This window comes from Nocardia sp. IFM 10818, assembly GCF_054655275.1.
Map to the genome: position 1 here is coordinate 6,183,968 of NZ_BAAHJH010000001.1, position 22,506 is coordinate 6,206,473.

General features: G+C 69.2%; 22 protein-coding genes. 7 read left to right on the top strand and 15 right to left on the bottom strand.

Annotated elements, in window-relative coordinates:
* Window positions 1-97 precede the first annotated feature (97 nt).
* Complete coding sequence (locus tag ACYQ5L_RS28795) at window positions 98-859, top strand: SDR family NAD(P)-dependent oxidoreductase (RefSeq protein WP_459961369.1); 762 nt, start codon at window positions 98-100, stop codon at window positions 857-859.
* Window positions 860-1,002: 143 nt separating this feature from the next.
* Here ACYQ5L_RS28795 and ACYQ5L_RS28800 read toward each other — a convergent pair whose 3' ends face one another.
* The 9 genes from ACYQ5L_RS28800 to ACYQ5L_RS28840 all read right to left on the bottom strand — a co-directional run bounded on the left by ACYQ5L_RS28800 (window position 1,003) and on the right by ACYQ5L_RS28840 (window position 12,117).
* On the bottom strand, window positions 1,003-3,225 hold the full coding sequence (locus tag ACYQ5L_RS28800; protein WP_459961370.1) for an Hsp70 family protein: 2,223 nt from the start codon (window positions 3,223-3,225) through the stop codon (window positions 1,003-1,005).
* 548 nt (window positions 3,226-3,773) lie between these two features.
* Complete coding sequence (locus ACYQ5L_RS28805) at window positions 3,774-5,360, bottom strand: FAD-dependent oxidoreductase (RefSeq protein WP_459961371.1); 1,587 nt, start codon at window positions 5,358-5,360, stop codon at window positions 3,774-3,776.
* A 16-nt stretch (window positions 5,361-5,376) separates the two neighbouring features.
* Entirely contained in the window at window positions 5,377-6,381 is a 1,005-nt protein-coding gene (locus ACYQ5L_RS28810) for an AurF N-oxygenase family protein (protein ID WP_459961372.1), read from the bottom strand.
* Between the two features lie 144 nt (window positions 6,382-6,525).
* The gene (locus tag ACYQ5L_RS28815; protein WP_459961373.1) at window positions 6,526-7,548 is read right to left on the bottom strand and encodes an Hsp70 family protein; all 1,023 of its coding nucleotides are present in this window, start codon (window positions 7,546-7,548) and stop codon (window positions 6,526-6,528) included.
* Between the two features lie 334 nt (window positions 7,549-7,882).
* Window positions 7,883-9,541, bottom strand: coding sequence for an N-acetylmuramoyl-L-alanine amidase (locus ACYQ5L_RS28820; protein WP_459961374.1), 1,659 nt, complete (start codon window positions 9,539-9,541; stop codon window positions 7,883-7,885).
* A 268-nt stretch (window positions 9,542-9,809) separates the two neighbouring features.
* On the bottom strand, window positions 9,810-10,250 hold the full coding sequence (locus ACYQ5L_RS28825) for a QcrA and Rieske domain-containing protein (RefSeq protein WP_459961375.1): 441 nt from the start codon (window positions 10,248-10,250) through the stop codon (window positions 9,810-9,812).
* Window positions 10,251-10,341: 91 nt separating this feature from the next.
* On the bottom strand, window positions 10,342-10,917 hold the full coding sequence (locus ACYQ5L_RS28830) for a DUF6529 family protein (protein WP_379202327.1): 576 nt from the start codon (window positions 10,915-10,917) through the stop codon (window positions 10,342-10,344).
* Window positions 10,901-11,497: a hypothetical protein gene (locus ACYQ5L_RS28835; protein ID WP_459961376.1), complete on the bottom strand. Its 597-nt coding sequence runs from the start codon at window positions 11,495-11,497 to the stop codon at window positions 10,901-10,903. Before ACYQ5L_RS28835 ends, ACYQ5L_RS28830 begins: the two co-directional genes overlap by 17 nt.
* Window positions 11,498-11,538: 41 nt before the next feature.
* Window positions 11,539-12,117: a sigma-70 family RNA polymerase sigma factor gene (locus ACYQ5L_RS28840; protein WP_379202323.1), complete on the bottom strand. Its 579-nt coding sequence runs from the start codon at window positions 12,115-12,117 to the stop codon at window positions 11,539-11,541.
* Between the two features lie 228 nt (window positions 12,118-12,345).
* Here ACYQ5L_RS28840 and ACYQ5L_RS28845 point away from each other — a divergent pair, with 228 nt between their 5' ends.
* The 4 genes from ACYQ5L_RS28845 (at window position 12,346) to ACYQ5L_RS28860 (ending at window position 14,619) form a co-directional block, all read left to right on the top strand.
* Window positions 12,346-12,672, top strand: coding sequence for a hypothetical protein (locus ACYQ5L_RS28845; RefSeq protein ID WP_379202321.1), 327 nt, complete (start codon window positions 12,346-12,348; stop codon window positions 12,670-12,672).
* Between the two features lie 111 nt (window positions 12,673-12,783).
* A complete protein-coding gene (locus ACYQ5L_RS28850; protein ID WP_459961377.1) occupies window positions 12,784-13,005 on the top strand; it encodes a DUF397 domain-containing protein in 222 nt (73 codons plus the stop codon).
* Between the two features lie 71 nt (window positions 13,006-13,076).
* Window positions 13,077-13,826: an SDR family oxidoreductase gene (locus tag ACYQ5L_RS28855; protein WP_459961378.1), complete on the top strand. Its 750-nt coding sequence runs from the start codon at window positions 13,077-13,079 to the stop codon at window positions 13,824-13,826.
* 40 nt (window positions 13,827-13,866) lie between these two features.
* Complete coding sequence (locus ACYQ5L_RS28860) at window positions 13,867-14,619, top strand: alpha/beta fold hydrolase (RefSeq protein WP_459961379.1); 753 nt, start codon at window positions 13,867-13,869, stop codon at window positions 14,617-14,619.
* Window positions 14,620-14,649: 30 nt separating this feature from the next.
* On the opposite strand, the gene ACYQ5L_RS28865 is transcribed toward ACYQ5L_RS28860, so the two are convergent.
* The 4 genes from ACYQ5L_RS28865 to ACYQ5L_RS28880 all read right to left on the bottom strand — a co-directional run bounded on the left by ACYQ5L_RS28865 (window position 14,650) and on the right by ACYQ5L_RS28880 (window position 18,914).
* On the bottom strand, window positions 14,650-16,029 hold the full coding sequence (locus tag ACYQ5L_RS28865) for a bifunctional lysylphosphatidylglycerol flippase/synthetase MprF (protein WP_459961380.1): 1,380 nt from the start codon (window positions 16,027-16,029) through the stop codon (window positions 14,650-14,652).
* Window positions 16,030-16,135: 106 nt separating this feature from the next.
* Window positions 16,136-17,119 carry a DUF5996 family protein gene (locus ACYQ5L_RS28870; protein ID WP_459961381.1) on the bottom strand — a complete coding sequence of 328 codons (984 nt, stop codon included), beginning with the start codon at window positions 17,117-17,119 and terminating at the stop codon, window positions 16,136-16,138.
* A gap of 56 nt (window positions 17,120-17,175) precedes the next feature.
* Window positions 17,176-17,823, bottom strand: a complete 648-nt coding sequence (locus tag ACYQ5L_RS28875) for an FMN reductase (RefSeq protein WP_459961382.1) — start codon at window positions 17,821-17,823, stop codon at window positions 17,176-17,178.
* Entirely contained in the window at window positions 17,820-18,914 is a 1,095-nt protein-coding gene (locus ACYQ5L_RS28880) for an LLM class flavin-dependent oxidoreductase (protein WP_459961383.1), read from the bottom strand. Before ACYQ5L_RS28880 ends, ACYQ5L_RS28875 begins: the two co-directional genes overlap by 4 nt.
* Before the next feature lie 253 nt (window positions 18,915-19,167).
* On the opposite strand from ACYQ5L_RS28880, the gene ACYQ5L_RS28885 reads away from it, so the two are divergent.
* Window positions 19,168-19,524 (top strand): hypothetical protein, encoded by a 357-nt coding sequence (locus ACYQ5L_RS28885; RefSeq protein ID WP_459961384.1) that lies wholly within the window; start codon window positions 19,168-19,170, stop codon window positions 19,522-19,524.
* Window positions 19,525-19,990: 466 nt separating this feature from the next.
* On the opposite strand, the gene ACYQ5L_RS28890 is transcribed toward ACYQ5L_RS28885, so the two are convergent.
* Both ACYQ5L_RS28890 and ACYQ5L_RS28895 read right to left on the bottom strand, forming a co-directional pair.
* Complete coding sequence (locus ACYQ5L_RS28890; RefSeq protein WP_459961385.1) at window positions 19,991-20,944, bottom strand: ARPP-1 family domain-containing protein; 954 nt, start codon at window positions 20,942-20,944, stop codon at window positions 19,991-19,993.
* Entirely contained in the window at window positions 20,941-21,189 is a 249-nt protein-coding gene (locus ACYQ5L_RS28895) for a hypothetical protein (protein WP_459961386.1), read from the bottom strand. Before ACYQ5L_RS28895 ends, ACYQ5L_RS28890 begins: the two co-directional genes overlap by 4 nt.
* A gap of 815 nt (window positions 21,190-22,004) precedes the next feature.
* Here ACYQ5L_RS28895 and ACYQ5L_RS28900 point away from each other — a divergent pair.
* Window positions 22,005-22,505 (top strand): hypothetical protein, encoded by a 501-nt coding sequence (locus ACYQ5L_RS28900; protein WP_459961387.1) that lies wholly within the window; start codon window positions 22,005-22,007, stop codon window positions 22,503-22,505.
* Window position 22,506: the final 1 nt, after the last annotated feature.

Here is a 22,506-nt window from a genome sequence, read left to right on the forward strand (position 1 = left end):
AAACGCGAGGGCGGATTTCCGCCAGCGCGAGCCTTTCGACCGGAGTTGTATATGACGTGTCAAGTAAATCAGCTCTTCATCAAAGGGGAACGTAGTCATGGGATCTCGGTTCGAATCGAAGGTTGTTCTGATCACCGGCGCCACTTCGGGGATCGGTGCCGCGGTCGCTCGGCGGGTGGCCGCTGAGGGGGGTGCGGTCGTACTCGGCGCTCGGAGCAAGGACGCCGGGGATCGGGTGGCCGAGGAGATTCGAGCGAGCGGCGGGCGGGCATTGTTCGTGCCTGCCGATGTCACCGTCGAGGCGGATGTGGCGCGGTTGACCGAGGCCGCGATGAGCGAATTCGGGCGGCTGGACGGGGCCTTCAACAATGCGGGGGCGATCAATGCGTTCGGGCCGGTGCAGGACATCGGGGAGGAGGGCTGGCGGGCCGATATCGAGCTGAACCTGACGGCCGTGTTCTACGGTCTGCGGCATCAGGTTCCGGCGCTGATCGCCTCCGGCGGCGGGGCCATTCTGAACAATGCCTCGAATCTGGGCGTGGTCGGAATGGGTTCGGTCGCACCGTATGTGGCGGCCAAGCACGGCGTCGTCGGGCTCACCCGCGCGGTCGCGCTGGAGAACGCCGAGCTGCCGATCCGGGTGAATGCGCTGGTCTCCGGCGCGGTGGACACCCCGGCCTTCCGCGCGTCCATGGGCGCCACCCCGGAGGGCGAGGCGGCGATCGCCGCGCTGCACCCGATGGGCCGCATTGCCCGGCCCGAGGAGATCGCCGCCTTCGCGGCATACCTGCTCAGCGATGAGGCCAGCTTCATCACCGGCGCCGCGCTCGCCGTGGACGGCGGATTCACCGCTCGCTGAACATCATTCGGCGGCCGGATGCGACCGAGCCCACCATCGCGCTGGGCACTGGAGGCGCGAGGGTGGGCCGATCGTTCGCGACGACGGATGGCGCGGAGTGGACCACTACTCCACCGCCGTCCGCGTCGCCGTCCGATGCGGGGCTAGCGGTCGCCGCCCCCGCCGCCTCCACCGCCGCTGGCTCCGCCTCCCCCACCGCCGCCGGCTCCGCCGCCACCGGAACCACCGCCGGAATTGGTTCCGCCACCGCCGGTTCCACCGCCTCCGGTGGAACCGCCCATGCCACCACCGCCGGACGCGCCGCCACCACCACCGAGGCCGCCGGAGCCGCCACTACCCCCGGAGCCACCACCGGATGCGCCGCCTCCGCTGGTGCCGCCACCACCGTTGCCACCGCCACCGGTGCCGCCGCCTCCACTGCCGCCGGTCCCGCCACCGCCAGTGCCGCTTCCGCCTGTACCGCCACCACCGCTGCCGCCGGTCCCGCCACCACCGGTGCCGCTTCCGCCTGTACCGCCACCGCCGGTGTCGCCGCCGGAAGTGCCGCCGGTACCGGTGCCTCCACCGGAAGTCCCTCCGCCCGTGCCGGTTCCACCGGATGTGCCACCGGTCGTACCGCCGGAGGTGTCGCCGCCGGTCGTACCACCCGAGGTCGTATCGCCTCCGGTGCTGCCACCCGTGGCGCCGCCGGTCGTCGTCCCGCCGGACGTGGTGTCGCCACCGGTCGTGCCGCCGTCGGAAGGTGTTCCGCCGGTGGTCGTTCCGCCGGAGGCCGGATCACCGGTGGTCGTGCCGGTGCCCGTCGTCGGATCGGGAGCGGGGGCAGGTTCCGGGGCAGGAGCAGGCTCGGGCGCGGGTGCCGGAGCGGTCTCGGGCAGTGGCGCGGTCTCCGGAGCCGGTGCGCTCGGGAGGGTTTCGGCCGCGGGAACCGTTCCCGGCAGCTCGACCTGTCCGGGTTGCGGCAGGGCCGCGCCCGGCTGGGGCACCTCCGGGAGGTCGGGCAGGCTCACCGAGGGCAGCTGATTCGGAATCGTGCCGATGGCGGTGCTGAGCTCGGAGTACGGCCGGAACGGCAGCGGGTTGACGAAGGTCGCCGGGTTGGAATAGGTCCCGTTGCGGTAGATCGGCGGCTCGCAGCGATCGCCCGGACCATTGCTGGTGAAACCGCGGTTGCGGGTGGTGTCCACCGGTCGCCCGCCGACCCAGGTCTGGGTGACGGTGGGCGCGATCGGGCCGCGCATCGAGGCGGCGGTGACGGCATGCGCACCGCCGCCACCGTAGGCGCCGGTGACCTCGTCGTAGACGATCACATCGCCCTGAGCGATCCCGCCGCCGGGCGCGCCGACCGGTCCGGGCGCGGCCTGCAGGCCGGGCAGCCCGCCGGTGGGGCCGCCGAGCACGGTGGCCGCGGACATGGCCAGCGCGGAAGCCACCGCCGCACCGGAGAATACGGCCGCGCGCGGAGCGTACCGGCCGATGGCGGACCCGGTGTCGACGCTGCGGACGGCGGCGATGGCCGCGCCGATGGCCACGGTGTGCGCGGGATCGGGCGCCATGACAATGGGCCGGCCGAGATCCGACAGCACGCGCGCCACCTCGGCGGGGCGGGCCGCGCCGCCGATCAGCAGCACGCGATCGATATCGTCGAGGTGCAGTCCGGCGCGATGCACGCAAGAGCGGACCAGCCGTAGCGAGTTGCGAATATGCCAGCTGCGCAAGCGATTCGTATCGGAGGCGGGCACCACGGCCGAGACCGGCTGCGAGGCGCCCGGCGCGATGCTGCGGGCGTAGCGGGCGAGCAGGGTGCCCAGGGGGCGACCGCCGTACTCGTGCGAGCGTTCGGCGCGGCCGAGTATGCCGCGCTCCTCGGGATCCTCCTCGGTGCGCACCACCGCGATATCGAGGCTATTGCCGCCGAGGTCGTAGACCAGCGTCAAACCCGCTCCGGAGACGCCGTATTCGGCGTCGAGCCATTCCACCGCCGCCACGGGCTCGGGCATGAGCAGCACATCGGCCGCACCGGACCAGTCCAGCGCCCGCCGCAGCCGGGTGACGTATTTGTCGGGATAGCAGGCGGGATAGGTGGTGACGGCCGGCGCTTCGGGCGCATGCGTCTCGATGAGACCGTTCACCACGGTGGCCACCAGATCGGCCGGCGACCAGATGCGCCCGCCGATGACCACCGGATCCGGCTCGGTCGTGAGATCGGCGAAATCCGTGACAACCGGGGCGAATCGGGGAATTCCCCCGATCCTCGGCCCACCGGCGCTGTCGAATGTGACGGCCGTGCGCCGAACACGCACGGCGGGCCGGGTTCGTTCACCGGTCGTGGTCGCCCACACGGAGTTCACTGTGCCGATGCTCATGCCAAAGCCAACAGTCATCGCTATCCCGTCAACGCACCGAGACCACGGCCTCACGGGCGTACCAACCATGTGGTCGCGGTCGTTTTCCAAACAGCGCGTTCAGGTTAGCTGGCACATGCCGGATGTGAATATCGAATCGGGAGAAAAGATCTCGCGTCCGGTAGCGAAGTTGGCAAAGTACTGGTCAGGAAGCTACGTGGTCGCCACCGAGTCGAACTGGACACCAACACCATTCGCTTGTAGCTACAACACAGCGAACGAATAGTTGATACCAACCGGTTCGCAATGAGAGTCCGAAAAAGAAAACCGCAACGTCAGTTTGGGGGCGCGGAATGCCGATCACTGGTCGGTTGCTGCCGTGGAGTTCCCTACTCGCAACAGCTCATCGCCCGTGACTCGGAGTGAATTCGCCTCTACTGCCTCGGTTGTCGTTGCGGGCAAACGCAGTATTACAACTCACACAACACAATTCGAAATGAAAAAACAAACCGACCGCCCTCGCGAATAATCACCGGGGGCGGTCGGCGTTCGGACCGTTTCGGAGCAGCCTACCGACTGCGCACCAAGAGCGGCAGGCGTCGCCGCGGCCGGTTCACCGCGCCGCCGCGCACCACGTGCGGTTGACGCGCTCCGACCAGTCGGTCGAATTCATAGGCGCCACTACCGGGTTCGGCCAGCCGTCCGGCATTGAAATCGTCCACCAGCTGCCGCACCGTCTGCTGTGCGCAGGACTTGTTGGTCCCGATAAAGCCGGTCGGTCCCCGCTTGATCCAGCCGGTCACATACGCACCGGACACCACCGAACCTCCGGCGCTCTCCAGCACCCGCCCGTCGAGATTCGGGATGATCCCGACATTCTCATCGAACGGCAGCCCGGGCAGCGGCACGCCGCGATACCCGACGGAGGTCAGCACCAGACCGGTCTCCAGGAGGTCGGTGTCCCCCGTCGCCTCGGCCCGCACCACACCGTCGGCCCCGGCGACGAGCCGATTGCGCATCACCTCGACACCCGTCACATGGTCCACGCCCGTGAACGCCGTGGGCGCCGCCAGGTACCGGAACACGATCCGCTTGCGCCCGCCGGCCGGCCGCTCGGCCAGGCCGCGCAGCAGCGTCAGCTTCTGCCGCACCTGCTGCGGCATGTCCGCGGTCGGCTCGGGAATCTCGCCCTCCACCACGATGTCCACATCCGCGCCCAGCAGTCCCACGAATTCCGGGACCGTGAAGGCCGATTCCGCGGGCCCGCGCCGGCCGAGCACGACCACTTCCTCGATCTTGCTGCGCCGCAGCGCCGCCAGCGCCCGGGGCGCGACATCGGTGCCCGCCAGCAGTTCCGGATCGGTGGTCAGCAGCCGCGCCACGTCCAGCGCCACATTGCCGTTGCCGACGATGACCGCGCGCCGCTGCGTCAGATCGAAGTAGCGCCCCGCCTGATCGGGATGCCCGTTGTACCAGGCCACGAATTCGGTTGCGGATACGCTGCCCGGCAGTCCCTCACCCGCGACGCCGAGCTTGCGATCACTGGACGCGCCGACCGCGTAGACCACCGCGTGATGGTGCTCCAGCAACTCGTCGTGCGAAATATGCTCGCCCACGGTCAGATTCAGGTACGACCCGAATCCCGGCTGCGCGGAGATCACGTCGAACAGCTTGGACACCTTGCGGGTCTTGGCGTGGTCCGGTGCGACACCGAAGCGCGCCAGCCCGTACGGGGTGTTCAGCCGATCGATCACCGTCACCGAAACGCCCGGCTGCGTGAGCAATTCGTCGGCCGCGTACATGGCCGAAGGGCCCGAGCCGACAATGGCCACCCGCAACGGTTCCCGCCCGGGCTTGACCTCCGGCGCCGGAATCGGCCGGGCCAGCAGCGGCCGCGGCCGGGCCTGCCGATAGAAGTCGGCATTGATCTCGATGAACGGCTTCTGTTCGTCGGTGAGCTTTTTCGACGACACGATGGCGTCGACGGGGCACGCGGTGGCGCACGCCCCGCAGTCCACGCACGCCTGCGGATCGACGTAGAGCATTTCCGCCGTCAGGAAGTCGGGTTCATCCGGCGTCGGATGGATGCAGTTGACCGGGCACGCGTACACGCACGAGGCGTCGCTGCAACAGGATTGGGTAACAACGTACGGCACTGGACGTCCCTACCCCTCAGGCGACCTTGCCGGAGCGGATGGGCTCCGAACGGTAGCGCGAGGCCGGGCCATCGATGCCGAGAATCTTCCAGACCCGCTTGGCGATCGGGTTCATCAGCCCGATCTCGTGGGCCAGCGCCCGCACATCGATGAAGTAGTCGCTGAAGACCTGCTTGGCCTCCTTGGAGCCGTAGAACAGCTCCTTGCGCACCGACTCCGGGATGTCGAACTCCTGGAAGAACGCCTTGGGCGGGGTCGCGATGGAGCGGCCCAGAATCCACATGACGATCGGCATGGCGATGGAGAGCACGAAACGCTGCGGCATGCCCTGCTCGGGCACGTGCTGCTTGAGGAATTCGTGCGCGAAGGAGATGTGGCGGGCCTCCTCGGCGACGTGAATCGCCATGACGCCGCGCATGATCGGGTGCACATCCTCGCCGGAGCGCAGGATCTGCTTCTGGATGTGGTCGATCGGCTCCTCGCCGGCGAGCACGGCCATGAAGAACAGGTTCGGGAACATGACCGCCACGGGCACGCCGAAGTGGCGCAGCTGCCGCACGATCGGGCCCATGCCTGGGACGTCCGCGCCGATGCGGTTGACCATCTCCTGGAACATCAGGGTGTGGTTGAGCTCTTCGGCCATCTCATGGGTGCAGTACCGGAATTCCGGATCGCCATTGGGCAGCGAGAAGGTGTGCTGAACCATGCCGCTGATGAGGATGGATTCGAACTGCAGGCCCACCTTGGCGACATTGGCCTGGCGGTACTTGCCGATGGCGATCTTCTGCTCGTCGCTCAGCGCCAGGTACCACGGGTGGCGGCCCAGCGGATCGGCGGAACCGGGCAGGATCCAGCGCTCGGGCTTGGTGTTGGCGTCGAAGTCCGGGTTCTCCCAGTCGATGTCCTCGTAGGGATCGAAGTGCTTGTTGACCGATCCTTCCGACAACAGCAGCAGCTTCTGCGCGTACTCCTGCGCTTCGGCAACCACGGGATCGTCGATGGGTGTCGCGGTCGGAGACATCGTCGTCACCTCTCCAGTAGCGTGTTATCTGTACCCCATGGTTACAGCAAATCGGAGTACCGTCAACATGCGCTAGCAGGATGCTTGCACGAGTCGCCCTCGCGCGCCGAGTTTTGCCGAGCAAACCGGCCGGTAACCTGCGGATCAGAGAGCGGCGACGCGCGTCACACGCCGGAACAGGTCTGCTAGCACGTGATGGCGATGGGCCGCCGAATCGTGCGCGAGCACCGACTGCCGGGCCGCGATGGCCGCGCCGTCGGCAATGGTGCGCTCCGGATCCGGGGCCACGGTGACCGGCCGGGCCAGCTGTTCGGCCAGTACCTGGGCGACCTCCGGCGGGCGCGCCGCGCCGCCGACCACCAGCACCCGGTCCACGTCGGCCATGGTCACATCGGCGATGCGCAGGCAGCGATAGACCAGCTTCAGCGAGGCCGTGACGTGCTCGGTGCGCAGTTCCCCGGCGTCGGCGTCGTCGACCACCCGGGAGACGACCGGCCCGTCCGGCGCGCGCCGCAGCTTCCTGGCCACCAGTCCGCCGAAGGCCCGGCCGCCGAAGTCGGCGGAATGCTGCGGTATGCCGACGATCGGATTGCTGGGCGCGCCCGCGCCCACCCGCACCAGCGTCACGTCCAGTCCGGAGCCGCCGAGGTCGTAGACCAGCGCCAGGCCCGGCATGAGCGGACCGCGCTGGGCCTGCAGCCAGGTGGCCGCGGCGATCGGCTCGGCGAGCAGCTCGGCGCACCCCAGCCCCACGCCGTCGAGCGCCGTGCGCAGGTCGGTCACCAGATTCGCGGAGTACCCGGCCGGATGGGTGACCGCGATGCCGGTGTCCGGCCGCGAGCACTGTCCGGCCGGAGCCTTCCCCAGCACCTCCTCGAGCACGCTGTTGGCCACGGTGGCAATGAGATCCGCGGCCGACAGCGCCCGGTGACCGACCCGCGCGACCGGCGCACCGCGCTGGGTGAGATCGGCGAATTCGGTAATGACCCGCCCGTGCCGCGGAATACGGCCGACCCGGGCGGTGCCGGACGAATCGAAGGTCAGGGTGGTGCGCCAAGTGGTCGGCGGGGCTCCCCTGCGGCCCGGTGGGTATTTGCCCGCCCGGTCGGCCGCCGTAGCGCAGACCGTATTGACCGTGCCGATACTGAGTCCCACACCGAACGCCATCACATCCACCTCGATCGACGAGCCGTATATCGAAACCAGTACCGGCACCCGGTCCTGACCCGACCCGAATTCATGCAACTCCTGCGCCGGATGCTTGCCAACCACCGGACACGAAGTTGTCCGCAACTGCGCCTCTCCGCGGCGACAACCTTCGTGGCCAGGCAGGTGATGGAGGACATACCTTCAACCATCCCGGGTCGCGAAGTGTTTGCCCGGCTTCGGCCATTCGCCGCATACGGGATCAGAGCGGCCGAACGGTACGCAAGTGAGGGGAGGCAATGAAATACGCCCCCGCACCGGAGGATTCGGCGCGGGGGCGTACTCGGGAAAGCGACTACTTGGCCTGTGGCGTCAGGACCGACGAGGACAGCACCGACACCAGGGTGTAGGCCAGGTTGACCATGTCGGAGGCGACGCCGTTATTGCCCATGAGCATCTTGGCCAGCGGGCCCAGCATCTGGATGGCGGTCTGCACCAGGGCGCTCATCGACTCCACGTCGACCGTCTTGGAGTTCTTGTCCGACGGCGTCTGGCCACCCGGATTCGTTTGCGCGCCAGGGCTTGTCTGCGCACCCGGACCGGTCTGCGCACCCGGGGCCTGAGCGCCCAGGCCCGAGGGCACGCCCGGATTGCTCTGGCCCGGATTCGCCTGCACGCCCGGGCTCGTCTGCGCACCCGGCGTCGTGCCACCCGGGGCCGTGCCGCCCGGCGCCGGATTCTGCGGAGCCGAGACCGGTTTGACCGCCACCGGCGCTTCGAGAGTCGCCGGGCCGATGGCCGGCGGCGACGGCTCCTTGTCGGCGGGCATCGGTTGCGCCTGCGGCGCCTGCGGCTCTCCGGCCGCCTGCGGTTGTGCTTGCGGCACTTGGGGTTGCGGCGCCTGCGGCTCGACCGGAGCCGCGGGTGGAACCGCCACCTGTGGCGGCGCGGCCTGCGGCTGCGCCTCGGCTTGCGGAGCCGCCTGCGGCTGGGGCGCTGCCTGCGGCTGAGGCGCCGCCTGCGGCTGTGCTTCGGCGCCCGGCTGCGCCGGTTGTGCCTGGCCCGGCAGCGGCGCCTGCGGCGCCACCGGTGCGGGACCGTTCTGCGGCAGTGCCTGCGATTCGGGCGCTGGGGCCTGCGGCGGCACTTCGAACTGCGCGGGCTGCGCCGGCTGGGCGGGCTGGGTCTGCGGCGCGGGCGCGGTGCCGACCTGCTCGCCGCCCTCCGACGGAATCGACAGTCCGAGCAGATAGCCCACGATGCCGGTGGTGATCGTGACCGCGTGCCGCAGTTGGCCTTCCGGCGTCTCCAGCTGCGCCGCGTCCTCGGCATTGGCGCCGTTCCCCATTTCGAGGAAGACGTCCGGCACCCGGGTCAGCGCCGGTCCGGCCACATCGGCGCGGGTTTGCAGGCCGTCCACCGCGCCGTTGTAGGTGGCGGCCGGGAATCCGGCCTGCAGGTAGGCATCGCGCATGGCCCTGCTCGCGGCCAGCCCGGCTCCGGCCTGCACCTCATTGGCCTTGGCGTCCGGGATCGGCAGCTGCGGCACGATGAGGTGGAAGCCGCGGGCCTCGGCGGGCGCGCTGTCGGCGTGGATGCTCACGGCGACGTCGGCGCCGGATTGGTTTGCGGCGGCGGCCCGTTCGTCGATGCAGCCGCCCCAGCCGGTGTCGTCGGGACGGCTCAGCACCACGCGCGCGCCGAGTCCCTCCAGCGAGGTGCGCACCAGCTGTGCCACATTCCAGTTGACGGTGTGCTCGGGTATGCCGTTCAGCGTGGTCGTACCGCTGGTCTGGCAGGCCTTGGTGCCGCCGCGGCCGTCGGTGACCAGGCGCGCGACATCCTGATTGTGGTTGGGCCCCTGATGACCGGGATCCAGGAAGACGGTCTTCCCGACCAGCTTCTGGGGCAGTTCGGGCAGTACCGGATCAGCATGGGCGGTGACCGGCACCAGACCGGCCACTGTCGAGAATGCCGCGGCCGTGACGGCGGTGAAGATACCGGCCTTGACCATGTTCGGCTTCATACGCGGTGACGGCGCTCCCGGGAACGGGGCGCCCCTCCCTTCCCACTAGTAACACCAAACCCAGCTGTTAACTCTGGCAACTCCAGTTACCAATTAGCAAGCCACGTGATCGAACTGTTACCAGTGGTCAGAGGATCAGAAAGCGCTGATCAGCGGTACCGAGACAGCGTCGGGCAACCGACCACTTGCCCAACTATCCCGCAATTCCGGGCGGCCACCGGGGCGACGCGCCCGGGCGATTTGCCGGGACACGCCGCTACCCGGCGAGGATGCGATCTCCCTCGACTCGGACCGCGCGCGCGTCGAGGGCGCGCGGCGCGGGCCCGCCTGCCACGCTGCCGTCCAGATTGAAACTGCTGTTGTGGCATTTGCAGTTGATCTTGCCGTTGCTGACCTCGGCCACCTTGCAGCCCAGATGCGTACAGGTGGAGGAGAAGCCCTGGTAATTGCCCGCGGTGGGCTGGGTGATGACGGTGTCGCCCTTGATGACGCCGCCGCCCACCGGAACCTCGCCGGTGGTGGCGAGCTCGGCGCCCTGCTGCTTGTCCTGCTTGGCTCCGTTGTCGGACGCGGCCGAGGCATTGTCGTTGGCGCCGTAGGTGTCACAGGCGGCGACGGTCACCACGGCGGCGGCCGCGAGGCCGGTGGCGGCCAGGGCGCGCCGGCGATCGAGCTGGACAGGGGTGTGTTCGGTCATGGGAGTACTCCTCCGTCAGGGCAGACTCGTACCGTCGGCCGCTGCTTGTTCGACGTGTGGGCGGGGCGCGGGGTTCACCCGAAGGGCTGATTCAGGATCCGAACCCCTTGACCCGGAAATACCAGACCGCCGAAGTGAACCAGAGTCCGACGAATCCGGTGAACAAAAGCCCGCCCGCCACCGGAAGCGCCCAGCCGGGCAGTCCCTTGCGGGTGAGCAACAGCATCTTGGTCACGAAGATGCCGTAGATCAGGCAACCCAGCAGCGAATGCAGCAGGACGCGGGTGGTGTAGTCCTCGTAGCCGAAGGCGTAGAGGCAGTGCACGGCGACCGGCACGCTCACCAGCACCGCGATCCGGCCGGACCAGACGTGCAGGGGCGAAACCCACTGCCCGCCGCGGATTCCCGGGATCTGCCCGTACATGATGAGCGCGCTGACGACCTGGGTCACCGCCAGCACCACCACCACGGTCGCCAGCCAGGATTTCACCGCGCCCGGACTGGAGAAGCCGGCCAGGCTGACCGCGTAGCCGCGGGGTTCGTGGGTGGCGGCGTAGACGCCGACGACGATGGCGGTGGCCGCACCGGCCAGCACGATCAGCGCGATGGTGAGCGCGGTGGCGCGCCGGGCCGAATCGCGGGGCGTCGGATCAGAAATCGCGGTCATCGCCGTCGACCTTCCGTGCATTGGGGGCGAGATCCGGTGCGGGAACGGTGGATCCGTCGGCCTGGCGGCGGACTCCGGTGATGGAGCCGTCCGGGCGCACGATCCAGCTGTCGCGGCCGGAATCGGAGCGGGCCATGTACAGCCCGGCCGGGGCCTGTACGGGCGGTGCGTTGAATTCGTATTTCTTGTCCGCCAATGTCAGTGTGCCGCTGAGATTTTCACCTTCCAGTCCGGCTTCCAGACTGGAATTGCTGCCCGTCAATGTCATCCGCCCGGAACTGGCCGCGCCGCTGAGCCAGCTTTCGATGGAAACGCCGTCGCAGGCATAGGCGACCGCCTTCGCCCCGGTGACCGTGACCGATAGGGTGATGGGCCGCCCGGATTCGGTCCGGATATCGGTGACATAGTCCGCTTGTGCCGGAAATTCCGAATTAGCCGTGGTTTCAGCGGGATTCGGCGATGTCGCGGTGGGAGCATTGGCCGAGGGATTGTCGGGGCTGGTGACATAATCGGCAATGAGCAGCCCGCCGCCGAGCGCGGCGACAGCGGCCAGGGTGAGGAATGGTCCCGCCCGTTTCATGGCGTGTCCTTTACAAGCAGGGTCCCGAGAGCCGGGGCGAATCAGGCGCTGAGCGGCAGGCGGCGCAGCGAGCGGAGGGCGTAGTGCACGCGGGTCTTGACGGTGCCGACGGGCACGCCGAGATCGGCGGCCACGTCCTGGTAGGCGCGGTCGCGCAGGATGACCTGGACGACGGCGTCGCGTTGCGGATCGGGGAGGTGGGCGAGGAGTTCGGCGACCAGCAGGCCGTCGGAGACGGATTCGGCGAAGTCCGGTTTGGCGTGGCGGCCCTCGGCGAGCTCGCCGATCTCGTCCCAGCTGGTGTCGCCGGGGCGGGCGGCGCGAACACGGGCGATATCGGTGAGCACATTGCGTTCGATGGTGAGCAGCCAGGTGCGGACGCTGCCGCGGGCGGGATCGTAGGTGGCACACGCCTTCCAAGCCCGCAGCAGGGTTTCCTGGACGGCGTGTTCGGCGAGTCCAGTGTCACCCAGGCGGCGCACGGCACGCCAGTGCAACAGCGCTTTATCGGCGGCGAGTACGGCCGAAAGGCCGGAATCGGTACAAAGACGGGCACAATGAGAGGTGCAGCCGGGCGGGCCGGTGGGCACCGCGTCCGGGAGGGGTCGAAGTCTTCTCATGCCCTGAATATCGTTGGCGGTACCTGGAACGACATCGGTGGTTTCTGCCCAATTCCAGCGATCTCCCAAAACAGACCGAGTTTTCTGATAGACCCCTCCCCGGGAGATGCGGGGATCGCCCGAACCGCCCGGCCGTGAGGTTCGGGAGGTCCGCAAGCTCGAGGGAGGAAGACCGTGCGTGGACGCGCGCTTGGAACCGCGGGGGCCTTGGCCGCCGCACTGACACTGATGACATCCGGCCTCGCCGCCGCCGAACCGGCCACCGAGATCACGGTGGACGGCCTGTATCTGGTCAATGTGGATCTGCGGCCGGGGACCTATGTGGCCGACGGCGCCCCGGATCCGGCCACCGGCGGCTGCTTCTGGCGGCGGTTGTGGCACGTCCAGACCGAAACCGATTACAACGACCCGAACTTCTACATCATTGCCAGCGATTTCACCCGCACCAAACCGGTGCGCGTGGTGATCGAGGCCGGCGATGTCGCATTCAGCACCCAGAATTGCGGCGCCTGGCGGCTGGTCCCGGATAAGCCGCACACCGGTTCGTTCGGCTGACGACACGCCCGAATCAATTGGGATAAACCGGACATTGATGTAGAACGGTTTCTTTTGGGTACCCCCGACAGCGGCACCGCATCACGGTCCGTTCCCACCGGAGGTACGACAATGAACGAATCCGATCCGTCCCAGCATCTGCGATTCGCCTGGCGCAAGAGCAGCTTCAGCGGACCCAACGGCAATTGCGTCGAGGCGGCCCGGCTGCCCGACGGCTCCGTCGCCGTCCGCAACAGCAATGACCCGGACGCCGGCATTCTGCTGTTCCGGAGATCGGAAATGGCCGCGTGGATCGCCGGGTGCAAGGCCGGAGAATTCGACGATCTCGCCTAGGTCCGCGACAACCGGAGCACCGGAGAGCCGTCCCGCCGCCGGGGCGGCTCTCCCGTCGTAGGGTGGCCTGCATGACGAGGCGCAAGATTCTCATTACCGGCGCGAGTTCCGGGCTCGGCGCGGGCATGGCCCGCGAGTTCGCCCGGCGCGGCCGCGATCTGGCCCTGTGCGCGCGGCGGGAGCCGAATCTGGAGGAGCTGCGCGCCGAGCTGCTGGCCGCCCATCCGGGCATCACGGTCGCGGTGCGCGCCCTGGATGTGGACGATCACGCGGCGGTGCCCGAGGTCTTCGGCGAACTGCGCGACGAGCTGGGCGGCCTGGACCGGGTCATCGTGAACGCCGGCATCGGCAAGGGCGCGCTCGTCGGCACCGGGCGCGCATCGGCCAATCTGGCCACGGCCACCACGAATTTCGTGAGCGCCCTCGCGCAGGCCGAGGCCGCCATGAGCATCTTCCGCGCGCAGGACGCCGGGCATCTGGTGCTCATCTCGTCGATGAGCGCGGTGCGCGGGCTGCCCGGGAAGAAGGCGGCGTATTCGGCCGGCAAGGCCGGGCTGTCGGCGCTGGGTGAGGGGCTCGCGATCGAGTTGCGCCGCAGTCCGATCAAGGTCACCACGGTGCAGCCGGGCTTCATCGCCACCGAGCTGTCCGCCCGCGCCGGCGACGCCAAATTCGTTGCCCCGCTGGACAAGGGGGTGCAGGCCATGGTGGCCGCCATCGAACGGGAGGCGGTGCGCGCCTCGGTGCCGCAGTGGCCGTGGCGGGTGCTGGCGGCCGTCATGCCGGTGCTGCCGCGCGGCGTCATGGCGCGTATGGGCTGAACCCTCCCACGCCCGCCCGGCCCCAACTAGGTTTGCCGGCATGGCGAAATTCACGACCTGGGACGGCTTGCAGCTCAACTACACGGTGTGGGAGGGCGAGGGCGTGCCGGTGGTGCTGCAGCACGGCATCGTCGCCGATACCAATGCCAACTGGATGAGCGTGGGCGTGGTGGCGGCGCTGCAGCGGGCCGGGCATCACGTCATCTCCCTGGACGCGCGCGGGCACGGGCGTTCGGAGAAGCCGCACGATCCGGCGCGGTACTCCTGGCAGGCCATGGCCGCGGATGTGCGGGCGCTCTACGACGAGCTCGGGCTGGAGCGGGTGGCGCAGGTGGGCTATTCGATGGGCGGCGTCATCTCGCTGCTGGTCGCGGCGGCCGATGCGCGCGTCGAGCGGCTCGCGGTGGGCGGCATCGGTTCCGGTGTGGTGGACTGCGGCGGCATCGACTGGCGCGTCATCGCCGCCGAGGACATCATCACCGCCATGCGCGGCGACGGTTCCGCCGCGCGGCCGCTGGCGCGCATGTTCCGGATCCTGGCCGATGCGGTGGGTTCGGACCGGGAGGCGATCGCGGCGGTCGCGGCGGGGCTGAACGAGGCTCCCATCAAGAGCGTCGCCGAGATCGGCGTGCCGACCCTGGTGCTGGCGGGCGCGTCGGATCCGTTCGCCGCCGAACCCGAACGCCTGGCCGGTGCGCTCCCGGACGCCGGGCTCGCGGTGGTGCCGGGCGATCACCTGATGGCTGTCGCGGATCCGGGTTTCGCACAGGCGCTGGTCGAGTTCCTGGGCTGAACCGGGCTTTTCGATCCGGGTCTCCGATGGTCAGTACTGGCGGCGGTGCGGGACGAATTCCAGGGTGAGCAGCGCCGCCGCGGCGATGAGCACCTCGCGCATGCGGACCAGGACGAACCGCTGCTCGGCGAAGGCATGGAACTTGCGCAGGAAGCGGTACAGCGATTCCAGCCGGATGAGCGGGTCCCCCAGACGCACGGCCAGATACACCAGCTCGGCCGCCCGTGAGCGCCGCGTATCGGCGAAGAGTTCCGGAAAGGCCGCGAATGCCAGCGAGATTCGGGCAATGCCGTGCGCGCGGGCGTAGTCGACCAGATCGAGGATCATCCGCTCGTCCAGGCCGTTCGGCGCGTCACGCCGGCGCCAGGGCACGTCCAGGCTCAATTCCGTACCGTCGCCGGAGATTCCGTAGCGCTGGAAACCGGCGATCCGGCCGTCGGCATCGCGGGCCAGGACCACCAGCATGCCCGGATTCCGGCCGTCCAGCAGATGGTCGAGAATCATCGAGAACCCGCGCGTCTGCCGCCCGCTCCCCCATTCGTCGACAATGCCGAGCAGTGCCTGCCGTTGGTATTCGGTGAGCGCGGACTCGGACAGCACCTCGGTGGTGACGCCGGCATTGCGGGTGCGGCTGACCGCCTGCCGCAGATTGCGGAACCGGCGGCCGACCATATCGAAATCACCGACCTCCAGCACCACATCGCGGCCGACGGCAATGGCGCGCAGCCCGCGGTGGTCCCCGGCGCGCTGCTGCCACAGGCCGGTGAGCTCGGGGCTCGCGCCCAGCACCGCGAGCCGCCAGCCGTGCTCGGCCGCGAAAACCGAGAACTCACCGATCAATTCGGCGAAGGCGCGCCGGTCGCCGATGGGGTCGCCCGCGGCCACGGCAATCCCGAATCGCGTCCGATAGGCGATGGCCGCGGCGCCGTCGGCGGTGAAGAAGTAGCTCTTGGCGGAGTGCAATGCGAACGGGGCCAGCGGATCTCCCGTACTGCGCCGCACCAGCTCGGCCACCCGGGGCAGCTGCTCGGGCTGCGGCCGGCTGCCCACCGGCAGCACCAGCACGAATCCGCTGGCAGCCAGCAGGACGAACCCGAAGGCCGGATGGTGGTAGTGGTAGCCGAGATTCGCCGCCGCCAGCACCACGACCGCGGCGGTGAGGTGCGGCAGGGTGACCGGCCTGCGCAGGTGCAGCCCGCGCGCGAGGCACAGTCCCGCGATCGAGACCGCCAGGAACCACACGTGATCGGTGCCGTGCCGCGGGGTGCGCTCGGCCGCCCACACCAGCACCAGACTGCCGAGCACCAACACGCCGATGAGCGGCATGCGGGTGCTCGGCCCGGCCGAGAACGCCGTCTCGCGATAGCTGGTCAGGGTGGACGGCCGAGGGGCCGCGCGTTGCTCACCCATGCGTTCCCCGCCGCTCCCCCGGCCCGCCGACCAGCCGTTTCCCCATCACCGCTCCCTCCGCTCCTGCCCGACACACTATGTCGGACAAGCTCACCGGGGCATTCGGTTATTCCAGCCACTCCGGGGCCGGGCCCGCCAGCACCGGATCGGTGATACCGCCCGGGCAGGCCAGCGCCGGTGCGTCCCAGCCCGCCAGCTTGGCGCTGTTGGCGTAGACGGAGCGGAAGAATTCCAGGACCGAGCCCACCGGATCGGCGCTGGTGCGCGCCGCGTCGTAGGCGTAGTAGGCCGAACCGGCCTCGACCCAGTGGGCGGCGTCGGGCCGGATCGGCAGGTCGTGCAGACCGGCGGGCTCCGGATGGGCGTAGGAGTAGAAGGTGGGCGCGGGCACGGTGTCGTCGCCGTACCAGAATCCGGCGCTGATCTGTTCGCGCGAATACGATTCGCGCGTCGGCGCTTCCAGGGTCGCGGGCGGGCTGAGCTTGCGGTCGGAGAACCGCTGCACCGCGAGATCGAAGGAGTGCCAGAAGAATTGGACCGGGCTGGTCTTGCCCGAGTACGCGGCGCTGTGCTCCTCGAGAATGCGGCCCACCTGGCTCAGCACCCGGAAGGCCCGCCGCGCGGCCTCCGGATCGTAGTGATGGTGCTCCTCGTCCTGATCGAAGGGCCGTGTGTGATCGGGCAGCTTGTACGGCTGCGGCTGCGCGATGGCGACCTCCACGCCCACCTCGCGCAGGGCGCGCATGCTCTCGGTGTAGAAGCTCGCCACCGACTGCCCGCCCAGCGGCACCTCCGCCTCGATGCCCCGGTCGGTGGCAATGCGCAGCACATGGTCGAAGAAATCGAACTCGCAGGTGAAGACCGGTCCATCGGTGGCGGAGCCGAGCGGCACGGTGGTCCAGCCGCGCGCGGTGAGCCGGTAGGTCATATGCCACCAGTGATTGCGCCGGATGCCCTTGGCCAGGGCCACCTTGCCGATGATCTGCGAGTAGCGGTGCAGCGTCTCCTTGGTGGGCCGCCACTCCTCGTAGGGAAGGGACGGCAGCACCGCTGCGGTAGCGGCGCCGGGGCCAGCGGGGGTTTCGGCCATCTCCCTGCCTTTCGTCGTGAACGATTCGGCACAGCGTGTGCCATGGTACTCAGCTATCAGGTGGCAATGACGTCGGTGCGGCGGTTCGGGCGGCCGCGGTCACCACCCAGCAGTTGCTCGAAAGGCACCGGCTCGGCGTACGGATCGGTGTGCGCGCGGCCCGGCCGCTGAGCCAGCAGATCGGCGAATTCGCCTGCCGCGCGCTCGATTCGATCACTCAATCCGCTGTCGGGTCCGGAGCCCGCCGAACCCCAGTCCGCGGAGGCGGCGTACACCGAGGTGGGCACGACCACGGCGCGCAGATAGCTGAACAGCGGGCGCACCGCGTGCTCCAGGGCCAGCGAATGCCGGGCCGAACCGCCGGTGGCGGCGATGAGCACCGGTTTGCCGATGAGCGAATCCGGTTCCAGCACATCGAAGAACGTCTTGAACAGACCGCTGTAGGAGGCGCTGAAGATCGGTGTCACGGCAATGAGCCCATCGGCGCGCACGACCTTGTCGATCGCCTCGCGCAGCGGTCCGGCCGCGAACCCGGTGACCAGGTTGTCGGCCAGGCCGCGCGCCAGATCACGCAGTTCGATGACGTCGAACTCCACCTCCCGACCGGCCAGGTCCAGCTCGGCGGCGGCGATCAGGCGATCGGCCAGCAATCGCGTCGACGAGGGCTGGGACAGCCCGGCGGAAATGACGGCGATGCGGATCATGCCTCGGCCTCCTCGGCAGTCGCCCGGGCGGCGAGTCGCGCGGCGTGGGTCGGGCCGTCCGGGACGTGCGCCGGACGCAGGGTGTCGAATTCCTTGCGCAACACCGGGATCACTTCCTCGCCGAGCAGATCGAGCTGTTCCAGCACGGTCTTCAGCGGCAGGCCGGCGTGGTCCATGAGGAACAGCTGGCGCTGGTAGTCGCCGAAGGTCTCGCGGAAGGACAGCGTCTTGTCGATGACCTCCTGCGGGCTGCCGACGGTGAGCGGGGTCTGCTCGGTGAACTCCTCCAGCGACGGCCCGTGCCCGTAGACCGGGGCATTGTCGAAGTAGGGCCGGAACTCGCGCACGGCGTCCTGGGAGTTCTTACGCATGAAGACCTGCCCGCCCAGGCCCACGATGGCCTGGTCGGCCGAACCGTGGCCGTAGTGCTCGTAGCGGCGGCGGTAGAGCTCGATGAGCCGCTGGAAGTGCTCCTTGGGCCAGAAGATGTTGTTGGCGAAGAAGCCGTCACCGTAGTACGCGGCCTGCTCGGCGATCTCCGGGCTGCGGATGGAGCCGTGCCAGACGAACGGCGGCAGATCGTCCAAAGGCCGGGGCGTGGAGGTGAATCCCTGCAGCGGCGTGCGGTACTTGCCCTCCCAGTCCACCACGTCCTCGCGCCAGAGCCGGTGCAGCAGATGGTAGTTCTCGATGGCCAGCGGAATGCCGTCGCGAATGTCCTTGCCGAACCAGGGATACACCGGTCCGGTATTGCCGCGGCCCATCATGACGTCCACCCGGCCGCCGGCCAGGTGCTGCAGCATGGCGAAGTCCTCGGCGATCTTCACCGGATCGTTGGTGGTGATGAGGGTGGTGGCGGTGGACAGGATGAGGCGCTCGGTGCGCGCGGCCACGTAGCCGAGCAGGGTGGTCGGCGAGGAGGGGACGAACGGCGGATTGTGGTGCTCGCCGGTCGCGAAGACGTCGAGGCCGACCTCCTCGGCCTTCTGGGCGATGGTGACGATGGCCTGGATGCGCTCGCCCTCACTCGGCGTGCGGCCGGTGGTGGGGTCCATGGTGACGTCGCCGACGCTGAAAATTCCGAACTGCACGGGGGTCCTCCTCGGGCTCTCGTCCACATTTGGTGGACATAGCAACCAACTTAACCGCCGGGCATCCCGCGGTATTCCAGGTGTGACCTGGGCCACCATATCCCCCGCGCGCCACCCGCAAACTGTCTGCGACAACAATGAAACACGCAGTAGTGCAATATCTTTCGAAGTATCCTGAATATTCCCCGCGCAACAAGGCGCGCCGCGAGACGAGCAACATGCGGCCACAACCACGAACAGGGGGTAGATCCGCATGGCGGACATCACCGTCGGGACGGCATACGCCGTAGTCGTCACCGCGGTCGCCGACCCGAGGCAGATCAACGGCCTGGAATGGGACCGCGCCGTGGAGTACCTGCCGAGCCTGGATTCCCGCGCCATGCAGAACTGGGTCCGATCGCAGGAGAAGCGGGGAGCGACGGTCCGGCACGGGGTCGTCATCCCGGGCTCGCATGCCCGGGTCGCACCCCGCCAGCCCTATCGGGAGGTGTGCGTACCCGCGGCGGAGTACCAGTTGTTCAGCGCCGCCGTCCGCGCCCGCCCCCGCCTGGCCTTGGAAACCGCACGGCGGGAGGACGATTCCCGCCATCACTCACTGCTGTCGGCATGACCGCGAGAGGAGAAGGGGGCTCGAGCGCCCTGCGCCCGAGCCCCCTTCTCACTGAGGGGTGAGGCCGGACCCCCGAGCGCACTCGAGGATCGAGGGCGAAGCCCTGAGCACTCGCGGGGTTCGAGGGCGAAGCCCTGAGCACTCGCGGGGTTCGAGGGCGAAGCCCTGAGCACTCGTGGGGTTCGAGGGCGAAGCCCTGAGTGCTCTTGGGGGTTCGGGGGCGAAGCCCTGAGCACTCGTGGGGTTCGAGGGCGAAGCCCTGAGCGCTCTTGGGGGTTCGGGGGCGAAGCCCCTGAGAGCCCCGAGAGTTGGGGGTAGCACGGGACAGGCGGCCGGCGCGAATGACAGGTCGAATCGTTCGCTTAGCAGGCGAATTGCATTCATCATCTGGAATGATGCTGTTCCTGCCGTGCCCGGCTCAGTTCCCGTGCTACCTATTCAAGTCCCTATTCAGTTGTGGTGCAACTCATTTAATTGCGAACAGCGAGGCGTACACCAGGCGGTCGTGCTCGCCGACGAGCTGCCCGGTCAGACCGTCGCCCGTAACGGTGTGCAGTCGCAGGTCGAGGTAGCGCTCCTCCTCCACGGTCTTCACCTCGGTGGCGGCGGGCATCCACGACAGCACCCGCTCCACCTCACGCGCCCGCTCGCGCGCGAGTTCCGCACGCAGCGAGGCGAGATCGCGCGCCGCGAGGGGCTCGGGCTCCCCGGCCTGCGGCTCGGCCTGCCAGGCCGCCACGCCATAGGCGAAGCACACCAACGCCATCCACATCTCGGCGAAGTACCGCGGATCGGGCGCGATCTCCAGGCCCGCGAACTCCTCGCCGACGAAGAACAGCGCGCCCAGCTGCCCGGGCAGCAGCTCCAGCCGGCTGCGGAACTGCGTGAGCACCGCCCGCTTCCGGGTGAGGATCTGCTCCAGATGCCCGCGCGCGGGCAGGCCGTAACCGGCGCTGGTGGTCGAAATGTCGTGCCACAGCTTCGAATAGTCCTCGACGCCGCGCCGGGCCAGGGCCTTGGCGCGCAGCTCCACGGGCAGCACGAAGAACCACTGATCGCGCCCCTCCAGGTAGCCGCCCTGCGCGGCCTGCACGCAGACCGCGTCGTCGAAGCGCCGGGTCTCCCCCGCGCCCAGCAGCGCGGCCGAGCACAGCGCGTGATTCTGCGCGCCCTCCTGGATGTACCCGATGTGCAGCGGCACGATGGCCACGCCCGAGGGCGCGCCATTGTGCAGTTCCACGCTGCCGTAGCCGACGACGCGGTGCAGCTTGAGCCCCGAACGCGGCGGCACGATGCCCGGTCGCTCCGGGCCGTGAATGGGCACCATGGTGAGCGCGCCCGCGCGCTGCGGCTCGCCCAGCCGGTAGCCGGCCAGGTCGACGGGCGCGCGGACGAGGGTGTCGAGCCGGGTGGTGGTCAATGGATTGCTCCTTCCAGTCGGCCGGCCAGGAAGCGCAGCGCGGCGGCGCGAATCCAGGCCGCACCGGACGGGCAGTGGGCGAACAGCCACGGCAGCAACGCGGCGAAATCGTCCTGATGCCAGAACCCGTGCGCGGGCAGGGCGGGTGCGGGATCGCGCAGCGCCAGGGTGTCGCTGCCGGTGAAGGTGGCGCGGCACAGCGCGATCGGGGTGCGGATCTCGAGGTAGCGCAGCGTCTCCACCACGCGGGCGAGGTCGCCGGGCAGCCGGTTCTCGTAGCCGTCGGTGACGACGGCGACGAGATCGGTTCGGCGTCGAGCGCGTCGAGCAGTCCGACGGCCAGGTCGGTGGGCCCGTTCTGCCCGGCCCCGACCTCGATGACGGTGAGCCGCTCGCACACCTCCGCCAGCACCAGCCGCAGCGCCTCGGCCTGCGACAGCAGCGCCCATTCGCGATCGCCGTAGCCGCGCATGGATTCCGAGCCGTCCAGCACCAGCGCCACGTGCGCGGCCAGCCGCGGCAGGTCGCGGGTCGCCGCGGCGACGTAACCGGCCAGCGCGGGCCGCAATTCGGCGATCGGGCCGCCGCGGTACACGTGCACCAGGGTGGCCGCGATATCGCCGCGATTGGTGGTGGTGACGACCTGCTCCCGTTCCCGGGCGGGCTCCAGTGGCGCGATGGGCTGCCGGGGCAGCGGCGCACCGTAGGTTCCGGGCCGGTACAGCGCCCGCACCCGCTCGGCCGCGAGAGCCGGATTCGCACTGAACCGCAACACCTTCCGATGCAGCTCCGCGGAAACACCCATGCTCGGCACCGAGTCAGCGGCACTTCCCGATGAATCGGCAGCCGCCCCAGCCGAAACGGCACCGCCTCCCGATGAATCGGCAACGGCCCCAGCTGAAACGGCAGCGCCTCCGGCCGAAACAGCAACGCCCCCGGCCGCAGCGACGGTGTCTGCCGAGGCGGCGGTATCGGCCGAAGCGACCGCGACACTGTCCGCTGCGGCAGCGCTCTCGGCGAGCAGCCGGGCGCAGCCGCGGGCGGTCGCCTTGCCGAGCGCGTGCTCGAAGCAGTCGACCAAGGCCGGATGCCGGGCCGCGATGAGCTCCTCGGCCTCCGGATGGTCCAGCACGAAGGCGATCACGGCGCGCGTGACGTGCTTGTTATTGACGCGCATGCGGCGCAGCGCCAGCAGCACGGTCACGACCGTCATCGGCGGCAGCCCGAAAAGCAGTGCACGCGTGGTCTTCTCGAGGATGTCACGGCTGCCGTCGCCCATCCCGGCGCGGGAGGCGGCGAGGATCTGCAGCAGCACGCGGGCGCGCTGCTGCTCGTGCACGCCGGGCACCAGCGCCAGCAGCGCGTATCCCTCCGGATCGGCGGCGTAGGCCCGGCGGTGAAGTTCCGCATCGTCCCACGCGACGACACCGGCCCGGGACAGCACCAGGGGCGTGCGGTGGGTGCGGAGGTGGTCGAGCATGACTGCGGTGTTCATTCCCGAAGTGTAGGGATCCTCACACCAGCTGAGCCATTGATTTTCTTTGTGCTACAGACTATTTAGG